Below are 19,944 nucleotides of genomic sequence, written 5' to 3' on the forward strand. Positions count from 1 at the left end.
TTATCGTATTTCGGAATAAATAATTTGTTGATTTTCGCGCTTTTATCCCCATTTCGGACCGGTGCCATAAAGCAAAAAGCGCCTTCTCGCTAGCGAGAAGGCGCTTTTTGCTTTATGAAGGCTTTGTGAAGCAGTACTGCTTACGGGAACAGCACGCCGCGGTAGTCGTTCGGGGCTACGCTCGGTACTTTCGAGCCGTAGTACGAGTTGATAACGCGGATGAACTCGTTGGCCACCACGGCGTAGCCGCGCGGCGTGGGGTGCACGCCGTCCAGGCTGAACAGGTTGCCGGAGGCAAACGTGGCCGTGTTGTTCACTGCATTGGTCACGATGCCCTGCTGGGCAATGCCGGTGAAGAAGGCATTCATGTCGGCCAGGGCCACCTTGTTCTGGCGGGCCGTTTTGGCGATGATGGCGTTCAGCTGGTTGGTGCGGGTTACCACGGCTGCCGCTTCGGTCGCGTCGAGCACGTAGTTGTTGGGCAGCGGGCTGGTGGGCAGGCTGCCGGGGGCCGTACCGCCGGCCGCTACCACGGCGGCAATATAGGCTTGGGCAGTCAGCGTCAGCAGGTCGGCCGAGGTAGCCAGGCGCACCACTGGCGCGGCAGCAGTACCCGTGGTGATGAAGACGCCCGGTGAAGCCGCATTAGCTGCCTTAAACGAAGCAGCGACGGCTGCCACGGTTACGGTAGTGAAGTACGGAATCGTCGTCACGTTCGGGATGTTGGCCGCAACGCCGGCTACCGTCCCGTTTTTCGAGATGGTCGACAGGATGTTGCGGTAGCCCCGGCCGAAGCTGGTGGTATCCGTCATGCCGCTCAACGGATTGGTCGTAAGGTCGGCCACACCACCATTGGTCGCGTAGGTCAGCACGTCGTTGTTCCCCATCCAGCAAGTGAAGAACGTGGGGGTTTTCTGCCCGATATACGTCACATAATCCTTGCTCGAGCGTTCGGCCGTGGTGAGGAGGCGCTGGTAGAAGTTATTGAAATTGCCATAGGTCGCAGCAATGCCGCGGGTAGCGGCGTCAAGTGCGGCACTGCCGGTCGAAGCAGCCGTTTTATCAGCACTCAACACCGAAATACCGGGTACGCCAAGGTTGTCGGGCTGGGTGCCGGTATAAGCTTCCAGCTCTTGAGCTCCCGAGCCTACTGGTGGCAGCGGCAGGCGGCCACCGGTGTACGCCACCTGTTCATTCAGGAAGCTGTTGGCTGCCGAAGGCTGCACCGGCGTGGCCGCGCCGTTCACAAGCTGAAGCTTCACGTAGCCGGAGCCATCTTTCTTGGCTGCCGAAAATGCCGGCTGCACGAAGGCAGCAGGGCCCTTGGCCGTTTTGGCAAACTGCTGGGCCAGAATGGCGGGGTACGACGTGGCCTGGGCCTCGTTGTACAGGCCACCGTCGGAGTAGCCCGAGGTGAGGGAGTTGCCCACTGCCACATAACTGCTGAAGTTCAGCGAGCCGGCATCGGCGGCGGGGCGGGTGTCCTCCAGCGTGGGCTGGCAGCTGCCCAGCGTCAGCCCTAACAGGGCCAGAGCAGACAGCGAGTAGTTAAAAGTGCGTTTCATGGTTGTGCGTCGGAATGCGGGGGTGGGAATTAAAATTTAACGTACAGCCCCACGCCGGGAATGGCAATGGTCGTTTTGTAGGTACCGGCCACGCGGTCGGTGGTACCGTTGTTCACCAGGTCGCTCTGGCTCTGGCTGCGCTTCATGAAATCCTCAAACAGGAACGAAGCATCAACACCAAAGCGCTTGGCAAACTCGTAGGAAATACCGGCCGACAAGCCAATGCGGTCCGCATCCGGGGTTTCGGGGCTCACGTAGCCATCTTTCACGGCTGCTTGGTCGAAGAAGCCACCGGCGCGCACCGTCAGGGCATCCGATACCTTATACTGGCCACCGAGGCGGAAGCACAGCGCATCCTGATAGTAGCGCTTGGCCGAAGAAGTGGTGGAACCACCCACCAAGCCGGGCGTGCCCACCACGGCGGGCGTGGTACCAACGGCCGGGCGGTCGCCGTAGCCATTGTTGCCGCTGAAGGTGAAGTCGAGCGTACGGTACACGTTCCAGAACACCAGGTTGGCGTCCAGCGCAACCGTCAGTTTTTCGGTCGGCATCACGGCTACGCCAATGCTGGCGGTCGCAGGCAGGGGCAGGGTTGCGGCGAAGTTGGTGGCCGTAAAGTTGCCGCCGGTCGAATAGATGACATCGCGCAGGCGCACGTCACCGCTTTCAATCTTGGCATCTACCTGCGAGCGGTAGCTGACACCCACGTTCAGCTTGTCGCTAGGCTTAAAGAATAAGCCCACGTTGTAGCCAAACTGCCGCTTGGCCTTGCCCGTGAGGGTGACGTGAGGCGTAGGGGCACCGTTCTGGGCCGTCAGCGGAACATCTTTTTGCAGGTCCACGTCGCCGAAGGCCAGCATCACCAGGCCCGCGCCGACACTCAGCTGGGGCGTGATGGCGTAGGAACCCGTAACCTGGGCGAAGATGGAGCGCAGGTTGATGTCGGTGAGGGCGTAGCGGCCTTCCCAGTTGCTGGCGTAGTGCAGTTCGCTGCCGAAGGGCGTGTAGGCGCCGATGCCGATTTTCCACTTGCCTTCCTTCGGGCCGAAGCCGGCGTAGAAGTTGAAGGGCGTCACCAGCTTGTTGTTGAGCTGGCTCTGGCCGCCGCCGCTTTCCGGACGGTAAGCACTCCGGGCCATGGCCGCGTTGAAGCCAACCTGCACACCGTTTTCGCGCACCATGGCCAGCGCACCGGGGTTGTAAAACATGGCGGCTTGGTCAAGCGTCAACGCCACGCCGACACCGCCCATGCCGATGTTTTTCTGGCCGCCCAGGTTCACCTGAAAGCCACTGGCAGACGCGGCCGACGCGCTGACCAGCAGCGTGCCCCCCGCAAGGAGTAGTGTTTTTACCGTCATAAAAAAAAAGAAAAATTAGGTGGGTTAGGTTGTGGGCTTAAAAGTAACGGAAAATTTCACGCCATTTGTTAGGCAAGCCGAATATTTCACCCCTTCCAATCGTTTGGCGCGGCATTCGCCCGCCTTCCGCCCAGCCCGTACCTTTGCCTGCATGATTCTTCGCGCCGACCACCTCGTTAAAAAATACAAAGCCCGCACCGTCGTCAACGACATGTCGGTGACCGTTGAGCAGGGCGAAATCGTAGGCCTGCTCGGGCCCAACGGGGCCGGCAAAACCACTTGCTTCTACATGATGGTGGGCATGGTGAAGCCCAACGCTGGCCGCATCTTTCTGGATAACACAGAGATAACCACCATGCCCATCTACCAGCGGGCGCGCCTCGGGGTGGGCTACCTGGCCCAGGAAGCCAGCGTGTTCCGCGACCTGAGCGTGGAGGAAAACATCATGGCCGTGCTCGAGATGACCAGCATGAAAAAAGACGCCCGCCACGCCAAGGTGGAGGAAATGCTCGAAGAGTTCAGCCTGACCCACGTGCGCAAAAATCTGGGGAAAGTATTGAGCGGCGGCGAGCGCCGCCGCACCGAAATCGCCCGTGCCCTGGCCGTGGACCCCAAATTTGTGCTCCTCGACGAACCCTTTGCGGGCGTTGACCCCATCGCCACCGAAGAAATTCAGGGCATCGTGGCCAAGCTCAAGCACCGTGGTATCGGCGTGCTCATCACCGACCACGACGTGAACTCCACCCTCAGCATCGTAGACCGCGCCTACCTGCTCTTCGAGGGCAAGCTCCTCAAAGCCGGCACCGCCGAAGAGCTGGCCAGCGACGAAACCGTGCGCCGCGTGTACCTGGGCAAGAACTTCGAGCTGAAGCGCAACGTGTAGGAGCGGCCGGAATGATAATTGGCCGTCATGCAGAGCGCCGCGAAGCATCTTTACCACCGCAGTAATTCCAATCGTTCAACGAAAAGGATTAGGTTGCGCGGTGAAGATGCTTCGCGGCGCTTTGCATGACATGCCCCCTCTTCGTTAGTTCAAATAAATGCTCGACCAGCTACTCGCTCACGCCGTTCAACTGAGCAGCCTGCCGCGGCTGGCTCGCATCCGGCAGCAGCCGCTGGAGGTGCAAGTGCGGCTGTTGCGGGGGCTGCTGCGCCGGGCGCAGAGCACGGAGTGGGGCCGGCGCTACGGCTTCGGCGAGCACATGACGCCCGCCGACTTTGCCCGGCGCGTGCCCGTGAGCACCTACGAGCAGCTATACCCAGAGCTGGAAAAAGTGCTGCGCGGCCAGCCCGACGTGCTGTGGCCCGGCCGTCCGCAGTGGTTTGCCAAGAGCAGCGGCACCACCAACGCCCGCAGTAAGTTTATCCCCGTCACGGCCGAGGCCCTGCACGACTGCCACTACCGCGCCGGCCGCGACATGCTGGCCCTGAGCACGCACTTGTACCCGCGCGAGCGGCTGCTGGCCGGCAAAACTCTCTCGCTGGGCGGCGCGCACGCCCCCAATCCGTTCCGGCCCCACGAGCCGGCTTCACGGGTGGGCGACGTGTCGGCCGTCATCATGGCGCAGCTGCCGGCCTGGGCCGAAATATTGCGCACCCCGCCCCTCAAATTGGCCCTGCTGGAGGAGTGGGAGGAGAAGATTGAGCGCATTGCCCGCCACGTGCTGCGGCAGGACGTGCGGGTGCTGGCCGGCGTGCCCACCTGGATGGTGGTGCTGCTGCGCCGCGTAGTAGCCCTGGCCGGAGCCGACAACATCACCCAGGTGTGGCCGCAGCTACGGCTATTTCTGCACGGCGCGGTGGCATTTGGGCCGTACCGCGAGCTGTTTCGGCAGCTCATTCCGGATGCGCAGATGCGCTACCTCGAAATCTACAACGCTTCGGAAGGATACTTTGCCTTGCAGGATGAGCCCGGGAGCGAAGACTTGCTGCTGCTGCTCGACCACGGCATTTACTACGAATTCCTGCCCGCCGACCAGTGGGCAGCCCCCGACCCGCGCCCCGTGTCTCTGGCCGAAGTGGAGCTGCACCGTTCTTATGCCTTAGTCATCAGCACCAACGCGGGCCTGTGGCGCTACCTCGTGGGCGACACCGTGCGCTTCACCTCGCTGGCCCCGTACCGGGTGCGCATTACCGGCCGGACCAAGCACTTTCTCAATGCTTTCGGCGAAGAAGTGGTGATTGAGACGGCCGAGGCGGCCGTGGCCGCTGCCAGCCAGGCCACCGGCCTGTTGGTGCATGATTTCACAGCGGCCCCGGTCTGGTTCGTGGCCGACAGCGCCACCTCGCGGGGCGGGCACGAGTGGGCAGTTGAGTTTACCACTGCCCCGGCCGCGCCCGATGTAGCCCGGTTCGAGGCCGTGCTCGATGCCACGCTCTGCGCTCTCAACTCTGATTATGCCGCCAAGCGCCACCGCAGCCTGGCGCTGGCCCCGCCCAAAGTGCGGGCCGTGCCCAGCGGAACGTTTGAGGCGTGGCTGGCCCACCAGGGCAAGCTGGGCGGCCAGCATAAAGTGCCGCGCCTCCTCAACTCGCGCGAGGTGTTGGAGGCCGTGCTCCGCGCCGCCCACCTGGTGGCAGGGCCGGCGTAACAGTCAATTCTGGAAGATTTCTGTACCCGTTTAAGGGGTTAGCTATGCGTTTGGCATAGTAAACTTGGACTTTAGTCGAATTGAACCTGTATATATTGAGTTAGAAGTGGTAATATTACCGTCATATTCCCACACAATGTCCTATACCTCCGAATTGTCAACTGTCCAGAAATCGGCTTATAAACGTCCATATAAGTCGCGGCAACAGCGCCGCGAGGCCGACCGCCGCAAGCACGACGAATCCAGCGATGTCAAATTTCTGGTGCGTATAGCCGTGGGCGTGGCCCTTGTGCTGGTTGTGGCCCTGGCATTTGTGCTCAAGGGTGCCATGAGCTCTTCCGAGCCCGCCGCTACCGAAGCGCTGCAGTAATAACCCCTATTCGTCGAGCATCCCGCCGAGGAGGCCGCCTAGCACCCCACCGCTTTCTTTCTGCGCATTGCCGCCGCCCGGTGCCAGTGTCCGAATAAGTTTTTTGACGGGCATCGATTGCAGCCACACGCGGCCACTGCCGCGCAGCGTAGCCAGCAACAGCCCCTCGCCCCCGAATATCATCGACTTGAGGCCGCCCGCCCGGGCCACGCTGAAATCGATGCCCGGCTCAAAGGCCACCACGCAACCGGTATCCACGCGCAGCAGCTCGTTGTGCAGTCGCTTTTCGATGATGGTGCCGCCCGCGTGCACGAAGGCTTTGCCGTCGCCGGTTAGCTTTTGGAGGATAAAACCCTCGCCGCCAAACAGGCCGGCCCCGAATTTCTGGTTGAAGTGCAGGCTGATTTTGGTGCCCCGCGCGGCGGCCAGGAAGCCGTCTTTCTGCACGATGAGGCCGGCGGGCATCTCCCGCAAATCGATGGGAATGATGGTGCCCGGGTAGGGAGCCGAGAACGCCACCTTGCTCTTGCCAAAGCTGCCCCGGTGCGTGAAGTGCGTGAGAAACAACGACTCGCCGGTGATGAGGCGCGTGCCCGCCGAGAACAGCTTGCCCATCAGGCCCTGGTCGGGCTCGGAGCCGTCGCCCATCTTGGTTTCAAAAGCAATGGCTTCTTCCATGTACACCATGGCCCCGGCCTCGGCAATGACCGTCTCGTTGGGGTCGAGCTCAATTTCGAGCACCTGAATATCGGAGCCGAGGATGCGGTAGTCAACGTCGTGGGAAGTCATGGCGGGGCGAATGATTGGTGCGGCCAAAGATATAGGCGAAGGGCAATTGGCAGCCGGGGAATAGGGGCCAGCACAATATTTTTTCACGGATGCGTTGGAAGAACTTCTGTTAACTAACTTTATAGTTAACACCTTCGCTTTCCGCCGATGATGTCCTTCCGATTCTTTTTGCTGTTTGTATTCAGCTCCTTGCTGAGCGGCTGCGCCGGCTCACGCTTTGCAGTGGCACCGCCCGCGTGGGCCTTCTGGCTGCCCAACCGCTTCGACCGGCACGGCCTCGAAACCGGGCGCTGGCGCACTTACTACGACGATGGCCGCCACCGGCCCTACACCGCCGGGCGCTACCGCCACGGCCAGCCCGTGCGAACCTTCTACTACTACGACCCGACGGGCAAGCTCGACCGCACCGAAAATTACCAGCAGGAAGGCCGCTGCGAGGTGAGCTACTGGCACCCCGGCGGGCAATTGGCCCGGCGCGGCCCCGCCCAGTGGGTCACCGGCAAGGGCCAGGCCCCGCGCTTCTACTGGTACGGCACCTGGACCAGCTACGAGCCCGATGGGCAGATTTCGGCCGTACAGACTTATGACGATGGCAACATCACCCGCGCCGAAACCTACGAAAACGGTCAACTCACGCAGGTCGAAACCTTTGAAAAAGACAAGCGAACCCGCGTCGAAACCTACGCCAACGGCCAGCTTATCAAAGTAGAATCCTTTGATAAGGGCCTGCGCACGGGCACAACCAATACGCTGTAGTCAGCTCGGGCTTACTCTTCCAGGGGGAGCTCGCCGCGGGTTTCGGCGGCTTCTTTGTCGGGGTCGCCCACGGTTTTCTTGCGTTTGGCCTCGCGGCTGGTGCGCTTGATGAAGTCTTCGTCTGATTCTTCGGGCTCGGTGTGGCCGTCCTCGATGGGGAAATTTTCGTCCTCGGCGTCATCATCGCCGGGCTTTTCGCCGAACTGGCCGGCACGGTCCACCAGCTTCTTATCGCGCACGTGGCGGCCGAGAAACTGGTTTATCTGCTCGATGGAGTAGTTGGACGTGATTTCACCCAGCGGGTTCACCCCAATCTCAAAGCCCTCCAGTTCTTTGTGAACGCGGGCTTTTTTGGCGGGGTCGGTGGCAGCTTTTTTGGGTTTGACGGGTTTCTTGGCCATGACGAGGTGCAGAGACGGAGAAATACTCCGCTGCTGTACGCGAAATCACAGGTTTGGGTGATGGCAAGCCGGCTTCAAAGGCAAAAAAGAGGTGGCGCCGGCTCCCGCAAGGTGGGCATGGTGCGGCACTTTTGGCCCGGCACTTTAGCTGCGCCGGTTGCGAGCCAGCAACTCGGATTTGGAATTGATTTGCAGCTTATCATACACCGTGCGGATGTGGGCGCGCACCGTGTTCAGGCTGATGCAGAGGCGGTCGGCTACCAACTTGTAGCTCAGGCCCTGCTCCAGCGCTTCCACAATCTGCTGCTCGCGTGGGGTGAGGGCAGTGCCGGGCGCAGCGGGCCGGAAGTAGCGCATTACGTGCCGCGCAATGGCCGGCGACATGGGCGAGCCGCCCGCCAGCACATCCAGCAGGGCCTGCTTGATGGCCGGCAGTGGCGTACTCTTCACCAGATAGCCCACCGCCCCGGCGCACAGGGCCTGAAAAGTGCGCTCGGCGTCCTGATACACGGTGATGAGCACCACCTCAGCCTGCGGGGCCAGCTCTCGAATCAGCCCCACCCCCTCAATGCCCGTAGCGCCGGGCAGGCCGATATCGGACAGCACCAGGCGCGGCGCGGCGGTGCCGTTGGCCAGCAGGCTCAGCAACTCTTCGACTGAGCCCGCCACGGCCACGCACTCAAACTCCGGCTGCGCACACAGGTACGTATGCAGCGCTTCGCGGATAGCAGGCTGGTCTTCCACAATGGCCAGGCGAATTTTCATAGAGCAAAGGTCCGGCAGATTTGCAAGCGGCGCTATCGCATGTTGATGCGATGCCCGGTAGGGTAGCGCGGCGCGGCAAAGTGCTTATACGTTCTTTTTCAGGCCAAAGGCGCGGCGCGGGCTGGCCAGCGGCACGGCTATCTGCACCCGGAAGCCGCCGCCAGTTACGGGGCCGGCGGTGGCCGCCCCGCCCATGGCTTCGGCCCGCGTGGTCATGTTGCGCAGGCCGTGGCCCGAGCGGCGGCCAGTGTCAGTTTTGGCCGGGTCGGCGCTTGGGGCGTTGTCTTGCACTTCCAGCACCAATTGAGGCAGACTGCTGGTCACGTAGCGCAGGCGCACGGCCACGGCGGTGGCGGCGGTGGCGTGCTTCAGCACATTGTGCAGGCTCTCTTTGTAGATGAGGTAGAAGTTGCGGCGCAGGAGCACCGACAGCCGCTGGTCGGGGAGGTCGGCCGCGAAATCAAATGTTACCGCGATTCCCGCCAGGCCCAGCACCTCGTAGGCATAGTCGCGCATGCGGTCGAGCAAGTCGGGCAGGTGGTCGTTGTGCGCGTCGATGCTCCACACCACGTCGTTGAGCTGGCGCACGGCCGCGCGGCTGGCTTCGGTGATTTCGCCCAGCTGCTGGCGCTGGCCGGCCGCGTCGGCCAGGCCTTCCTGCAGCAGGCCGCTTTGCAGGGCAATCTGGCTTAGCAGGGTGCCCACGTCATCGTGCAGGTCGGCGGCCAGGGTGTTGCGCAGGGCCGTTTCGCGGCGGCGCTGGCGCTGGCGGTAGCGCCACAGCAGGGCGGCCCCGCCCATGGTGGCCAGCAGCACCAGCAGCAGCAGGCCGGCGGCCAGGCGTTGCCGGCGCAGGCGGGCCAGTTCCTCCTGCTGGCCCAGTAGCTGAAGCTCGGCGCGGTGCTGGGCGGCGGCGTGGTTGAAGCGCAGGGCAGCGGTGCGGCGGCTCACGTCGGCCCCGTGCAGGCTGTCGTTGTAGGTGTCGAAGCTGCGCTGGTCCCGGTAGGCAGCGGCCCAGCGTCCCTGGGCAGCGTCGGCTTGGGCCAGCACTTCGTAGGCCGAGTGCAGGCCTTCGAGGGAATGCGCCTGGGCGCTGGCCTGGCGGCTGCGGGTGGCGTAGGCCAGTGCGCTATCGGGGCGGCCCTGATGCAGCCAAGTGCGGCCCAGCAGCGCCAGCAACTGTGGCACCAGCAGCACGTCGTGGGCTTCGGCGGCCTCGTGCAGGGCGGTGCGGGCCAGGAGCAGGGCCGCGGCGTGGTCGCCCAGGCGCTCCGTCACATCGGCTAGGTGGAAGCGCATGGTGCGTACCGTGGCCTGGTCGGCCACGGCAATGCGGTGGCTCACGGCAATGCTCAGGTTGTAGAAGCGGCGGGCTTCGGCCCAATTGCCCTGGGCGCGGTTGAGCTCGCCCAGCTCCGCCATAATCAGGTTGAGGCGGTCGGGGTAATCGTAGTGGCGGGCAATGGCCAGGGCTTCCTGCAAGTATTGCCGGGCCGGGCCAAACTCGCCCAGCCGGGTGTAGAGGCTGGCCGCATGGATTTTTAGGCTGGTATGAAAACGTCGCTCATTGCCAGTCGAGCTAATGGCCATGCCGCGCAGGCAGTAGTCCAGCGCCTCCGCCAGGCGGCCCTGCTGGTCGGCAATGCGGGCCAGCCGGCCCAGGCCGCGCATTTGCCCACCCAGGTCGTGCAGGCGGGCAAACTCGCGGCGGGACGCTTCCAGCGGCGGACCGGCCGAGTCGTACTGGGCCATAGCGATGTGGTAGTCGGCCAGGGCCAGCAGGGCCTCGGCCAGAAAATCGCGGTAGTGCAGGCGGCGCGCCAACCAGAGCGTCTCGCGGCGAATTGCGCCCACGGCACTCGCGTCAACCTCCATTAGCTCATCGCTCAGGTCGAACAGCAGTTCTATCCGCACGGTGTCGGGCTGTGGATGTGCCTGCAGCAAAGCCCGCAGGCTATCGATGCGATGAGGGTTGGCCTGTGCCTGTGCCGCTTGGCTGGGCAACACGAGGACTGCGCCCAGTAGCCAGCAACATATAAAAATGCGAAAAGAGAGCAGACAGCGCCCGTAAGCAGCCACGGAGATAAAAAAAACGACTTCCAAAAGCCCCGCATTTAGCAGCGCAAGAGCCTGGAACGTACCACCTGAATGATAACCAAATACCAGTCAAAGGTATGCTGTCTTGGGGAATAGCGCAGGTGGTGGCAACTATAAGTTTATGGCTAGCTGTATGGCAGCTGCTGAATAGCTGAGCTTTTGGTAAGCCCATAAAAAAGCCCGGCCGCCTGATATCAGGCAGCCGGGCTGTAAGCAGCTATCTAAACCGAAACTACGCCGCTACGGGAATGGTAGCCACAGCCGTGCGTAGGCGCTCGGCCACTTCGGACACGCCCAGAATCACGAGCGTTTCGAACAAATCGGGGCCGGCGGCGGCTCCGGTCACGGCCACGCGCAGGGCTTGCAGCACCTGGCCGGGCTTGAGGCCCTGGGCCGCCATGGTGTCGTTGAACAGGGTTTTCAGGCCTTCGGCCGAAACTTCGGGGGCAGTTGGCAGGGCCTCGGCATAGGCCGTGAGGGCGGCGGCCACGGGGGCGTTCCACTTCTTGCTCACCACGGTTTCGTCGTAGGTATCGGGGGCTTGGAAGAAGTATTTGGCCTCCTGCCAGAAATCGTTCGGGAAGCTCACGCGCTCCTTCATCACGCCCACAATCTGTTCGGCTTTTTCCTGACTGCACACGATGGCGTGCTCGTGCAAGGCATCCAGCAGGTAGGGGGCCAGCTCGGCGTTGGGCTTGGCGCGCAGGTAATGCTCGTTGAACCACTTCACCTTGTTCTGGTCGAACTTGGCCGGCGACTTGCTCACGCGCTCAATCGAGAAGGCCTGAATCAGCTCGTCCATCGAGAAAATTTCCTGCTGGGTGCCGGGGTTCCAGCCCAGGAAAGCCAGGAAGTTCACCAGCGCCTCGGGCAGGTAACCGTCTTCGCGGTAGCCGCGGCTGACGGTAGCTTCGCCGGTTTCGCCGTCGGTGCCGTGCCATTCCAGCGGGAAAACGGGGAAGCCGAGGCGGTCACCGTCGCGCTTGCTCAGCTTGCCGGTGCCGTCGGGTTTCAGCAGCAGGGGCAGGTGGGCAAACTGCGGCATGGTTTTCTCCCAGCCCAGGTAGCGGTAGAGCAGCACGTGCAGCGGCGCACTTGGCAGCCATTCTTCGCCCCGGATTACGTGGGAGATTTCCATCAGATGGTCGTCCACGATGTTGGCCAGGTGGTAGGTCGGCATGCCGTCCGACTTCATCAACACCTTGTCATCCACCGCCGAAGAATGCACCACCACCCAGCCGCGAATCAAATCCTGGAAGCGGATTTCCTCCTTACGGGGCACTTTCAGGCGAATCACGTACTGGGCACCGCCGTCCAACAAGGCTTTCACCTCGTCCTCGGGCAGGGTGAGGGAGTTGCGCATCTGGGCGCGGGTGATGGAGTTGTACTGCGGGTTGGGCACCTTGGCGGCCTGCAGGCGGGCGCGCATGGCGTCCAGCTCCTCGGGGGTGTCGAAGGCGTAGTAAGCGTGGCCGTCGGCGATGAGCTGGTCGGCGTACTGCTTGTACATGGGCTTGCGCTCGCTCTGCTTGTAGGGGCCGTGGGGGCCGCCCACGCCCTGGCCTTCGTCAATCTGGATGCCGCACCAGGCCAGTGCTTCCAGAATGTACTCCTCGGCGCCGGGCACGAAGCGGTTTTGGTCCGTGTCTTCAATGCGGAGCAGCATTTTGCCGCCCAGCTTGCGGGCCAGCAGATAGTTATACAGGGCGGTGCGCACGCCGCCAATGTGCAGCGGCCCGGTGGGCGAAGGTGCGAAACGCACCCGAACTTCTCTCTCGGTCATAACAGAAAAAAAGCGCGCCCCGGGGTTCGGAACGCGCTGCAAAGGTAAGACGGTTGGCCGGTCGGTACGAAGCCCGGATTCGGCGCTTCTCAGGGGCTTTGCTATTCACTCGCCCCAGGGGTAGAGGTCGGGCGGCCCGTTTTCTTCGGCGTGAATTGCCAACGGGTGCAAGGGCTTGGTGTGGTCCAGAAAGGCAAAGGCGTCGTAGCGCTCAGGAATGAGCGAGGGCACGTAGTTGCCGAACTGCTCGAGCTGCGGCCGGTACACCACCCCGATGGCCCGGTGCCCCACGGCCCGCTCCAGCCGCGCATCACCGCGTATTTCCGAAGAAAACAGCAGCGCATTTTCACCGCCCAGCTGCGCGTGCAGCATGGCCTCCCACGAATCACGCGGGGCGGCGGGCACGGGCATTTTCTCCAGCGGCGCGCCCCATTCCCGGCCCGCTACTACGCCGCCCTGGTACGAGCCAAACCCCACGCTGAATACCTGCGCGCGGCCCAATTGCTCCCGCGCCAACTGCCCGATATTCACCATGTCTTCGCGCCGCATGTCGGTGTAGCGGGCATCGCCCACGTGCGTATTGTGCGCCCAGACTATGGCCTTGCTGCCCGGCCCGTGCAAGCTTAGCAAGCGGTTGAGGGTTTCCATCATGTGCTCGTCGCGCACGTTCCAGGATGCCCCGCCCCCACGCAGCATGGCCTTGTAGTAGCGCTCGGCGTTCACGGCCACTAGGGCATTCTGCTCGGCAGCGAAGGCCTGCTCGCGCTCGGGCAGGGTGGCGTAGGTGCGGGTGGCGGCCTGCCGCCGCAGGGCGCGGAGCACGGCTGCCACTTCGTCCTGGCAGTCTTCCGAAATGAAGGCCACGGCGCGGGCGTATTCCTGCGGGTCGTGGCCGTAGGGCTCGAAGCAGCGGAAAGCCTGGCGGGCGGCGTTTATCGCGCCGTCGCCCTGTTGCTCGGCGTACTGGAGCACGGCTTGGAGTGATTCCCAAAGACTGTACACGTCGAGGCCGTAGAAGCCCACGCGGCTTCCGGCTGGCCGATGCTGGTTCTGGCCGTGTAGCCATTGTACCAGAGCCGCAATTTCCCAGTTGCCCCACATCCAGGTGGGCCAGCGGTTGAAGGTGCTCAGCAGGCGGGCCGCCGTGCCGTAGGTCACCGCGTCCTGTTTAATGGCCGCATTCACCTCGAAGCAGTCGGGCCAGTCGCCCTCCACGGCAATGAAAGCGAAGCCTTTCTCCGCAATCAGCCGCTTGCTCAGGGCCGTGCGCCAAGTGTAATACTCGTGGGTGCCGTGCGAGGCTTCGCCCAGCAGCACCACTCGGGCCTCGCCGATAGCAGCCAGCACAGGGCCCAGGTCGGCTGCCGTGCGAAGCGGGTGGGTAGGGAAGGGCGTTGCCATGGTCGGCAGGTACAGGCGCGGGCTGGGTTGCCCGGCCGTGTTGTCCTGTCTACGTGTTTGACCATTTGTGAGTTAACGACGAGCTTGTCAGTCGTTGACTGCAATCTTAATCCTATCCACGGTCCTTAAACCCCAACCAGAGCACCAGCCCCAGCAGCGTGATACCGCCCCGGATACCCCACGCCACAGCAGAACCCCACTGGTCAATCCATGTCAGAAAAACATAGTGGATATTGGGGTTGATAAACGGCAGCGCCAGCGAAATAAGCCCAATAATGAGCAGGCCGAGTCCAGGTTCTTTCATGCTATGTGGGCGTTAGGTTAAAAACAATTTTCCAACCCAACGCCCACATTGCCGGGATATTATGCCCCTACAGCAATGCAGGAAATTTCCACTTCCACGTCACGGGGCAAGCGGCTTACTTCCACTGTCTCCCGGGCCGGGGCTGTGGCATCGTCGAAGTACGAACCATACACCTGGTTGATGGTGGCGAAGTTGCCGAGGTCTTTCACAAAAATGCTGCACTTCACCACGTCGGTCAGGGCGAGGCCGGCGGCGGCCAGCACGGCGGTCAGGTTCTTCAGTACTTGGTGGGTCTGGGCAGCCACGTCGCCGGCCACCAATTGCCCACCTGCATCCAGCGGTATCTGGCCCGAGACGTACACGGTATTGCCCGCCTTCACGGCTTGCGAGTAGGGGCCAATGGGGGCCGGAGCCTGGTCGGTAAGAATAATCTGGTGAGCCATGCGGTGATTTGGTGGGTTTGTGAGGTGATAAATTAGTGGATTATGGAGCGCAAATAACGCGAGAAGCCGCTCCTGTTTCCAGAAGCGGCTTCTCTGGGGCACGTTTAAGAAACCTGCCAATTTGATAATTAGCTGCTATTCTACCGTTACCGACTTCGCCAGGTTGCGGGGCTGGTCGACGTTGCAGCCGCGCAGCACGGCAATGTGGTAGGAGAGGAGCTGCAACGGCACCACCGACACCAGCGGCATCAGCACTTCCGAGGTATGAGGTACCTCAATGGTGTACTCGGCCATGGCCGGAATCACGGTGTCGCCCTCGCTCACGATGGCGATGATGCGACCCTTGCGGGCTTTCACTTCCTGAATGTTGCTCACCACCTTCTCATACGAACTGTCGCGGGTGGCAATTACCACCATCGGCATGTTCTCGTCAATCAGGGCAATGGGGCCGTGCTTCATCTCGGCAGCAGGGTAGCCCTCGGCGTGGATGTAGCTGATTTCCTTGAGTTTCAAGGCGCCTTCCAGAGCAACCGGGAAGTTATAGCCCCGGCCCAGATACAGGAAGTTGGTGGCGTCTTTGAACTCCTCGGCAATTTCCAGAATCTGGGCATCCAGCTCCAGGGCCTTGGTCACTTTGGCCGGAATCGTCTCCAGCTCCACCATCAGCTCGCGCAGCTTGGTGTCGGTGATGGTGCCGCGTTTCTGGCCCATAATCATGGCCAGTAGCGTGAGCACAGTCACCTGAGCCGTAAAGGCTTTGGTCGAAGCCACCCCGATTTCGGGGCCGGCGTGGGTGTAAGCACCCGCATCGGTAGCCCGGGCAATGCTGCTGCCCACTACGTTGCAAATGCCGAAGATGGTAGCCCCCTTGCTCTTAGCTAGCTCAATGGCGGCCAGCGTATCGGCCGTCTCGCCGCTCTGCGAAATGGCAATTACGATGTCGCGCTCCGTGATAATCGGGTTGCGGTAGCGGAATTCTGAGGCGTACTCCACTTCTACCGGAATACGGGCCAGGTCTTCAATCAGGTACTCGGCCACCAGGCCGGCGTGCCAGCTGGTGCCGCAAGCCACGATGATGATGCGCTGGGCATTGATAAACTTCTGCTCGTAGGCCCGAATGCCGCCCATGTTCAGGTGGCCGGCTTCGAGTTCCAGGCGGCCGCGCATGGAGTCGAGGATGGAGCGGGGCTGCTCGAAAATCTCCTTCAGCATGAAGTGCGGGTAGCCGCCCTTCTCAATGGAATCCAACTCCATTTCCAGCTTTTGGATATAAGGCGTCTGGCTCACGTCCTCACGGCTGCGGATTTCCAGCTGGCCGTCGCGAATTACCGCGATTTCGTAATCGTTCACATACACCACTTCGTTGGTGTACTCGATGATGGGCGTAGCGTCGGAGGCAATGAAAAACTCGCCTTCGCCGATGCCAATTACCATCGGCGAGCCTTTGCGGGCGGCGATGAGCTGGTTGGGGGCGTCCTTGCTGAGCACCACGATGGCGTAGGCGCCTACTACCTCGTGCAAGGCCAGGCGCACGGCCTCCTCCAGCGAGCAGTTGTTTTCCTTCTGGATTTCCTCAATCAGGTTCACGAAAACTTCCGTGTCCGTATCAGAATGAAAAACGTGTCCTTGCTGCTGCAAATGCGTTTTCAGCGCCGCATAGTTCTCAATGATGCCGTTGTGGATGATGGCGATGCGCTCCGAGGTGGAGTAGTGCGGGTGGGCATTCTCGTCGTTGGGTTCGCCATGGGTAGCCCAACGCGTATGGCCCATGCCCACGTTGGCATGCGTGTTCTTTTCGGCGATAAACGCTTCAAGGTCACTTACTTTGCCTTTCTTTTTGTAAACGGTCAGGTCGCCATTAAGCAATGCCACGCCTGCCGAGTCGTACCCGCGGTATTCGAGCCGATGCAAGCCTTTAAGGATGATGGGGCAGGCCTCACGATGGCCCAAATAAGCAACAATGCCGCACATGGCAAACGGGTTTAAGTTCTTGAAAATAGAGATTGGTTGAAGCACCAGCTGACGGCGCTTCCGCCCGGCGCTAACGCTGGGAGTAATATACCCGCAAAGTTATTTTTGCGGCATCAATAGCGGCCCGGTCCAGGCTCAGGGGATTTAGGCTTAGGTTGCCGTAGGAGCGGAGGCTAGGAGCTAGCACCAGAGCGTCGGGGGCACTATCAAGTTTGTTGGTCAGGTAAGCCTGCAGGTAGGTCGTAACGGGGATGCTGTAGTACGGTTGGGTTGAGGTTCCGTCAAACAGCACGCTGTACGCCGGATTGCCGGCTCCTATCTGGGGCGTACCATCGGCCTGCACTACCCGGTCAACGGTCGTATAGTTCACTATCCGTTGCAGCACCTCGTTTGCCGTGTTCACTTCCAGGGCATAGAGCCGGGCCGGATTCGTGAATAGCGCATTGGAAAAAGGCTTCACCGGCACCCGCAACTCCGCGCGGTTTATGGTTAATCCCGGCTTAGCAGCCAGCGCCGCTAGGCCCGTGAACGTAATGCGCGTACCCAGGCCGGTGCCTTCTTGGGCGTAGCTGGTATTGTTCAGGTCGCCGGAGGCCACGAAGCCGGGGCGGGTAGCCAGCGCTTGCAGTGCGGGTGGCAATGTATTGGTAATCTGCGTGTAGTACCGTGGGTCGCTGGCGGTAGAGGTGCCACTAGCCAGATAGGACGACACAGGCCCGAAGTAAATTCCATAGAAGTGCTTGAGCACATTGTTGGTCGCACCCGTCGAATGGAAATACACGATGATGCGCGGCAAGCCATTTTGGCCAAAGCTCAGGATATTGCCGTTGTAGCCAGCGCTGGGGGTAATGGCAATGCCTTTCAGCAAGGCATCAAACTGGGCCTGCGTGAAGCCGGGTTGCTGCAACTTCTGGAAAAAGTTAGTGAAAAAAGCCGACGGTACTGCCGGCTGACCGGCGCTGGCCGTGGTGCGTTGCAATATCAGGCGCACGGTTGGGTCGGGCGCGATGGTCGTCACTGCCGGCACAGCGGGATTGGCAGTGGTAGCGGCCACGGCAGCCGTCACGATTTGCACCTGCGTGCGGTCGAGGCGGCTGGTCAGGTTCTGGCCCAGCAGGGAGCCCAGCGGGGTTGTCGTGCTTGCATCATACACCTGCCGGTCGTCCAGCGAGTTAGGGAGCTGATACACATCGTATTGCACCGGAGTGGTGGCGCCGTTCACTTTGTCAAAGCCCAGCACCATTACTACTGAATCCATCACCGGAGTGGTGAATTTAGACGGCAGCGAGTCTGCCACAGCGCCATTGAACAAGTTGAAGTACGCCCGGGCTTCGGTCGTGCCCGCCACGTTGTCGTTGAGGCGGCCGATGAGGAAACGGTCCGTTTTCAAGCTTTGCACGGGCGCCAGGCGCACGGTGCCGCTTGTCACGGGCAAATCCAGGTATTGGGTGCTGATGCTCGTGGTATCGGGCAGGTCCACGTTGAGGGCGGTGCCCGTGTCGCAGCCCGTTAGGGCCAGGGCAGCAAACGCGACCAGCGGAGCACAGCGGCTAGTTAGCCAATTCATTGTAGAGCGCTAGGTAAGAAGAGTGCAGGTTTTCGTCGGTAGCCACCTGGCTGAGCTTGTTGTGCAGGGCGTATTCGTGGAACATGCCGTTCATGTTGTCCGAGAAATCTTCGTCGGACCGCACCACGGTGTCGGCATACTCCATGCCCATTTTGATGAAGCCGCTGAAATCAGCGGTTTTCAACGACGCCAGCATGGCATCGTCAATGTCGAGCATCTTGGCCTTCTCGAGGATGTTGCCCTCGAATTTGTCGTTGAACTCGTTGTTGTAAATCGAGAACACCGACTTGGCATCCTTGAAGACCGGGTCTTTTTTGTAAGTGGTTTTCAGGTACAACGGAATCAGACCGGTCATCCAGTCGGAGCAGTGCACGATGTTGGGCGACCAGCCCAGCTTCTTCACCGTCTCAAGCACGCCTTTGCAGAAAAAGATGGCGCGCTCGTCATTGTCGGCGTAGAATTTGTCGTTTTTATCGACCAAAGCCGACTTGCGGTGGAAATAATCTTCGTTATCGATAAAATAAACCTGCAACTTTGCCGTCGGAATCGAAGCAACTTTGATAACCAAAGGCTTTTCGTCGTCGCCAACCGCGATGTTGATGCCGGACAGGCGCACTACTTCGTGCAAACGGTTCTTGCGCTCGTTGATGATGCCAAAACGTGGCACGAAAATCCGGATTTCGCAGCCCATCTCCTGCATGCTGGCGGGCAGGCGCCGCAGCATTTCAGCCACCTTGGTGGTCTGGAGAAACGGGTCAATTTCGGTGGCCGCGTATAGGATTCGTAGCTTCGACATAAAGGAATTATTGAAGAGAATGGAACAAGGCCATGCTATGGGTGCACAAAATTAAACAATTTTGAGCGGAAATTCAACATAAGCTACTTTGGGGGCTGTTCCAATTGCCTTCCTCTCCTATGCAGATACTAACTACCGCCGCCGGGTTGCAAGCCTACACCGAACAGGCGCGCCAGGCCGGCAAACGGGTGGGCCTGGTGCCCACCATGGGCGCCTTGCACGCGGGCCACATTCAGCTGGTGCAGGCCGCCCGCGTCGAATGCAACGAGGTAATAGCCACCATCTTCGTTAACCCCACGCAGTTCAATAATGCCGATGATTTCCGGCTCTACCCAAGGGTGCCGGAGGCCGATGCGGCCCTGCTGGAACCGGCCGGCTGCACGGCTTTATTCGTGCCATCGGTGGAGGAAATGTACCCCCGGCCCACGGTGTTGCGGTTCGATTTCGGAGCGCTGGAACAAGTGATGGAAGGAGCGCACCGGCCCGGTCACTTCAACGGTGTGGCCACGGTGGTAAGCAAATTGTTCCATCTGGCCCGCCCGCACCGGGCGTATTTCGGGCAGAAAGACTGGCAGCAGGTGGCTGTGGTGAAGCAGCTGGTGGCCGACCTGTCATTCGACCTGGAAATTGTGGCTTGCCCCACCATTCGGGAAGCCGATGGGCTGGCCATGTCGTCGCGCAACCGGCGGCTCGACGCGGCGGCGCGGGCCGTGGCCCCGCTGCTCTACCAGGTGCTGAGCGCCGCTGCGGCCCAGGTGCGGCAGGGCGTGCGGCCGGCCCAGGTGCAGGCCGAGGCCCTGGCCACGCTGGCCCAAGAGCCCTCCATCACCCCCGAATACGTGGAAATAGCCGATGCCCAGACCCTGCAGCCGCTGGCCGAATACGTGCCCGGCCGCGCCGTGGTGCTGTGCCTGGCCGCCCACCTGGGCGGCGTGCGGTTGATTGACAACGTGGTGGTGGATGGTTGAGCCCCGCCCAGGCGGGGCG

At 61.5% G+C, this 19,944-nt stretch carries 18 protein-coding genes; 5 read left to right on the plus strand and 13 right to left on the minus strand.

The annotated features are described in order from the left end of the window. Positions 1-140: 140 nt before the first annotated feature. Together ACYVM5_RS10230 and ACYVM5_RS10235 are read right to left on the minus strand one after the other, a co-directional pair. A complete protein-coding gene (locus tag ACYVM5_RS10230) occupies positions 141-1,565 on the minus strand; it encodes an SGNH/GDSL hydrolase family protein (RefSeq protein ID WP_460618027.1) in 1,425 nt (474 codons plus the stop codon). A gap of 29 nt (positions 1,566-1,594) precedes the next feature. Further along, positions 1,595-2,923, minus strand: coding sequence for an OmpP1/FadL family transporter (locus ACYVM5_RS10235; protein ID WP_460618028.1), 1,329 nt, complete (start codon positions 2,921-2,923; stop codon positions 1,595-1,597). 151 nt (positions 2,924-3,074) lie between these two features. On the opposite strand from ACYVM5_RS10235, the gene lptB reads away from it, so the two are divergent. The 3 genes from lptB to ACYVM5_RS10250 all read left to right on the plus strand — a co-directional run bounded on the left by lptB (position 3,075) and on the right by ACYVM5_RS10250 (position 5,884). Then, positions 3,075-3,806, plus strand: a complete 732-nt coding sequence (lptB, locus tag ACYVM5_RS10240) for an LPS export ABC transporter ATP-binding protein (protein WP_460618029.1) — start codon at positions 3,075-3,077, stop codon at positions 3,804-3,806. Positions 3,807-3,963: 157 nt separating this feature from the next. Beyond that, a complete protein-coding gene (locus ACYVM5_RS10245) occupies positions 3,964-5,514 on the plus strand; it encodes a GH3 auxin-responsive promoter family protein (RefSeq protein ID WP_460618030.1) in 1,551 nt (516 codons plus the stop codon). A gap of 136 nt (positions 5,515-5,650) precedes the next feature. Further along, complete coding sequence (locus ACYVM5_RS10250) at positions 5,651-5,884, plus strand: hypothetical protein (RefSeq protein ID WP_460618031.1); 234 nt, start codon at positions 5,651-5,653, stop codon at positions 5,882-5,884. Positions 5,885-5,890: 6 nt separating this feature from the next. On the opposite strand, the gene ACYVM5_RS10255 is transcribed toward ACYVM5_RS10250, so the two are convergent. Further along, positions 5,891-6,673: an AIM24 family protein gene (locus ACYVM5_RS10255; protein WP_460618033.1), complete on the minus strand. Its 783-nt coding sequence runs from the start codon at positions 6,671-6,673 to the stop codon at positions 5,891-5,893. Between the two features lie 147 nt (positions 6,674-6,820). Here ACYVM5_RS10255 and ACYVM5_RS10260 point away from each other — a divergent pair, with 147 nt between their 5' ends. After that, positions 6,821-7,429, plus strand: a complete 609-nt coding sequence (locus ACYVM5_RS10260; RefSeq protein WP_460618034.1) for a toxin-antitoxin system YwqK family antitoxin — start codon at positions 6,821-6,823, stop codon at positions 7,427-7,429. 11 nt (positions 7,430-7,440) lie between these two features. Here the strand turns inward: ACYVM5_RS10260 and ACYVM5_RS10265 are convergent, their stop codons facing one another. The 10 genes from ACYVM5_RS10265 to ACYVM5_RS10310 all read right to left on the minus strand — a co-directional run bounded on the left by ACYVM5_RS10265 (position 7,441) and on the right by ACYVM5_RS10310 (position 18,957). Then, on the minus strand, positions 7,441-7,830 hold the full coding sequence (locus ACYVM5_RS10265; protein ID WP_198069629.1) for a hypothetical protein: 390 nt from the start codon (positions 7,828-7,830) through the stop codon (positions 7,441-7,443). A 144-nt stretch (positions 7,831-7,974) separates the two neighbouring features. Continuing rightward, complete coding sequence (locus tag ACYVM5_RS10270; RefSeq protein WP_460618035.1) at positions 7,975-8,595, minus strand: response regulator transcription factor; 621 nt, start codon at positions 8,593-8,595, stop codon at positions 7,975-7,977. An 84-nt stretch (positions 8,596-8,679) separates the two neighbouring features. After that, positions 8,680-10,602: a sensor histidine kinase gene (locus ACYVM5_RS10275; protein WP_460618036.1), complete on the minus strand. Its 1,923-nt coding sequence runs from the start codon at positions 10,600-10,602 to the stop codon at positions 8,680-8,682. 322 nt (positions 10,603-10,924) lie between these two features. Then, the gene (gene gltX, locus ACYVM5_RS10280) at positions 10,925-12,475 is read right to left on the minus strand and encodes a glutamate--tRNA ligase (RefSeq protein WP_460618037.1); all 1,551 of its coding nucleotides are present in this window, start codon (positions 12,473-12,475) and stop codon (positions 10,925-10,927) included. A gap of 105 nt (positions 12,476-12,580) precedes the next feature. After that, positions 12,581-13,876: an erythromycin esterase family protein gene (locus tag ACYVM5_RS10285; protein ID WP_460618038.1), complete on the minus strand. Its 1,296-nt coding sequence runs from the start codon at positions 13,874-13,876 to the stop codon at positions 12,581-12,583. A 112-nt stretch (positions 13,877-13,988) separates the two neighbouring features. Further along, complete coding sequence (locus ACYVM5_RS10290) at positions 13,989-14,180, minus strand: hypothetical protein (RefSeq protein WP_460618039.1); 192 nt, start codon at positions 14,178-14,180, stop codon at positions 13,989-13,991. 59 nt (positions 14,181-14,239) lie between these two features. Next, entirely contained in the window at positions 14,240-14,623 is a 384-nt protein-coding gene (locus tag ACYVM5_RS10295; protein WP_460618040.1) for a RidA family protein, read from the minus strand. Between the two features lie 135 nt (positions 14,624-14,758). After that, complete coding sequence (gene glmS / locus ACYVM5_RS10300) at positions 14,759-16,594, minus strand: glutamine--fructose-6-phosphate aminotransferase (RefSeq protein WP_460618041.1); 1,836 nt, start codon at positions 16,592-16,594, stop codon at positions 14,759-14,761. 70 nt (positions 16,595-16,664) lie between these two features. Beyond that, positions 16,665-18,161, minus strand: coding sequence for a DUF4270 family protein (locus ACYVM5_RS10305; RefSeq protein WP_460618042.1), 1,497 nt, complete (start codon positions 18,159-18,161; stop codon positions 16,665-16,667). Next, complete coding sequence (locus tag ACYVM5_RS10310) at positions 18,145-18,957, minus strand: glycogen/starch synthase (protein ID WP_198069637.1); 813 nt, start codon at positions 18,955-18,957, stop codon at positions 18,145-18,147. The genes ACYVM5_RS10305 and ACYVM5_RS10310 overlap by 17 nt, the downstream gene beginning before the upstream one ends. 119 nt (positions 18,958-19,076) lie before the next feature. Here ACYVM5_RS10310 and panC point away from each other — a divergent pair, with 119 nt between their 5' ends. Further along, complete coding sequence (gene panC / locus ACYVM5_RS10315) at positions 19,077-19,925, plus strand: 4-phosphopantoate--beta-alanine ligase (RefSeq protein WP_460618043.1); 849 nt, start codon at positions 19,077-19,079, stop codon at positions 19,923-19,925. The last annotated feature ends 19 nt before the right edge of the window (positions 19,926-19,944 follow it).

Source organism: Hymenobacter ruber, from assembly GCF_054783255.1.

What these genes read in the sequence shown, in the direction of transcription:
- ACYVM5_RS10310 (WP_198069637.1), bottom strand. Translation starts at nt 18,957, where the DNA reads ATGTCGAAGCTACGAATCCTATACGCGGCCACCGAAATTGACCCGTTT.
- ACYVM5_RS10255 (WP_460618033.1), bottom strand. Translation starts at nt 6,673, where the DNA reads ATGACTTCCCACGACGTTGACTACCGCATCCTCGGCTCCGATATTCAG.
- ACYVM5_RS10245 (WP_460618030.1), top strand. Translation starts at nt 3,964, where the DNA reads ATGCTCGACCAGCTACTCGCTCACGCCGTTCAACTGAGCAGCCTGCCG.
- ACYVM5_RS10265 (WP_198069629.1), bottom strand. Translation starts at nt 7,830, where the DNA reads ATGGCCAAGAAACCCGTCAAACCCAAAAAAGCTGCCACCGACCCCGCC.
- ACYVM5_RS10260 (WP_460618034.1), top strand. Translation starts at nt 6,821, where the DNA reads ATGATGTCCTTCCGATTCTTTTTGCTGTTTGTATTCAGCTCCTTGCTG.
- panC (WP_460618043.1), top strand. Translation starts at nt 19,077, where the DNA reads ATGCAGATACTAACTACCGCCGCCGGGTTGCAAGCCTACACCGAACAG.
- ACYVM5_RS10305 (WP_460618042.1), bottom strand. Translation starts at nt 18,161, where the DNA reads ATGAATTGGCTAACTAGCCGCTGTGCTCCGCTGGTCGCGTTTGCTGCC.
- ACYVM5_RS10235 (WP_460618028.1), bottom strand. Translation starts at nt 2,923, where the DNA reads ATGACGGTAAAAACACTACTCCTTGCGGGGGGCACGCTGCTGGTCAGC.
- ACYVM5_RS10230 (WP_460618027.1), bottom strand. Translation starts at nt 1,565, where the DNA reads ATGAAACGCACTTTTAACTACTCGCTGTCTGCTCTGGCCCTGTTAGGG.
- glmS (WP_460618041.1), bottom strand. Translation starts at nt 16,594, where the DNA reads ATGTGCGGCATTGTTGCTTATTTGGGCCATCGTGAGGCCTGCCCCATC.
- lptB (WP_460618029.1), top strand. Translation starts at nt 3,075, where the DNA reads ATGATTCTTCGCGCCGACCACCTCGTTAAAAAATACAAAGCCCGCACC.
- ACYVM5_RS10285 (WP_460618038.1), bottom strand. Translation starts at nt 13,876, where the DNA reads ATGGCAACGCCCTTCCCTACCCACCCGCTTCGCACGGCAGCCGACCTG.
- gltX (WP_460618037.1), bottom strand. Translation starts at nt 12,475, where the DNA reads ATGACCGAGAGAGAAGTTCGGGTGCGTTTCGCACCTTCGCCCACCGGG.
- ACYVM5_RS10295 (WP_460618040.1), bottom strand. Translation starts at nt 14,623, where the DNA reads ATGGCTCACCAGATTATTCTTACCGACCAGGCTCCGGCCCCCATTGGC.
- ACYVM5_RS10270 (WP_460618035.1), bottom strand. Translation starts at nt 8,595, where the DNA reads ATGAAAATTCGCCTGGCCATTGTGGAAGACCAGCCTGCTATCCGCGAA.
- ACYVM5_RS10250 (WP_460618031.1), top strand. Translation starts at nt 5,651, where the DNA reads ATGTCCTATACCTCCGAATTGTCAACTGTCCAGAAATCGGCTTATAAA.
- ACYVM5_RS10290 (WP_460618039.1), bottom strand. Translation starts at nt 14,180, where the DNA reads ATGAAAGAACCTGGACTCGGCCTGCTCATTATTGGGCTTATTTCGCTG.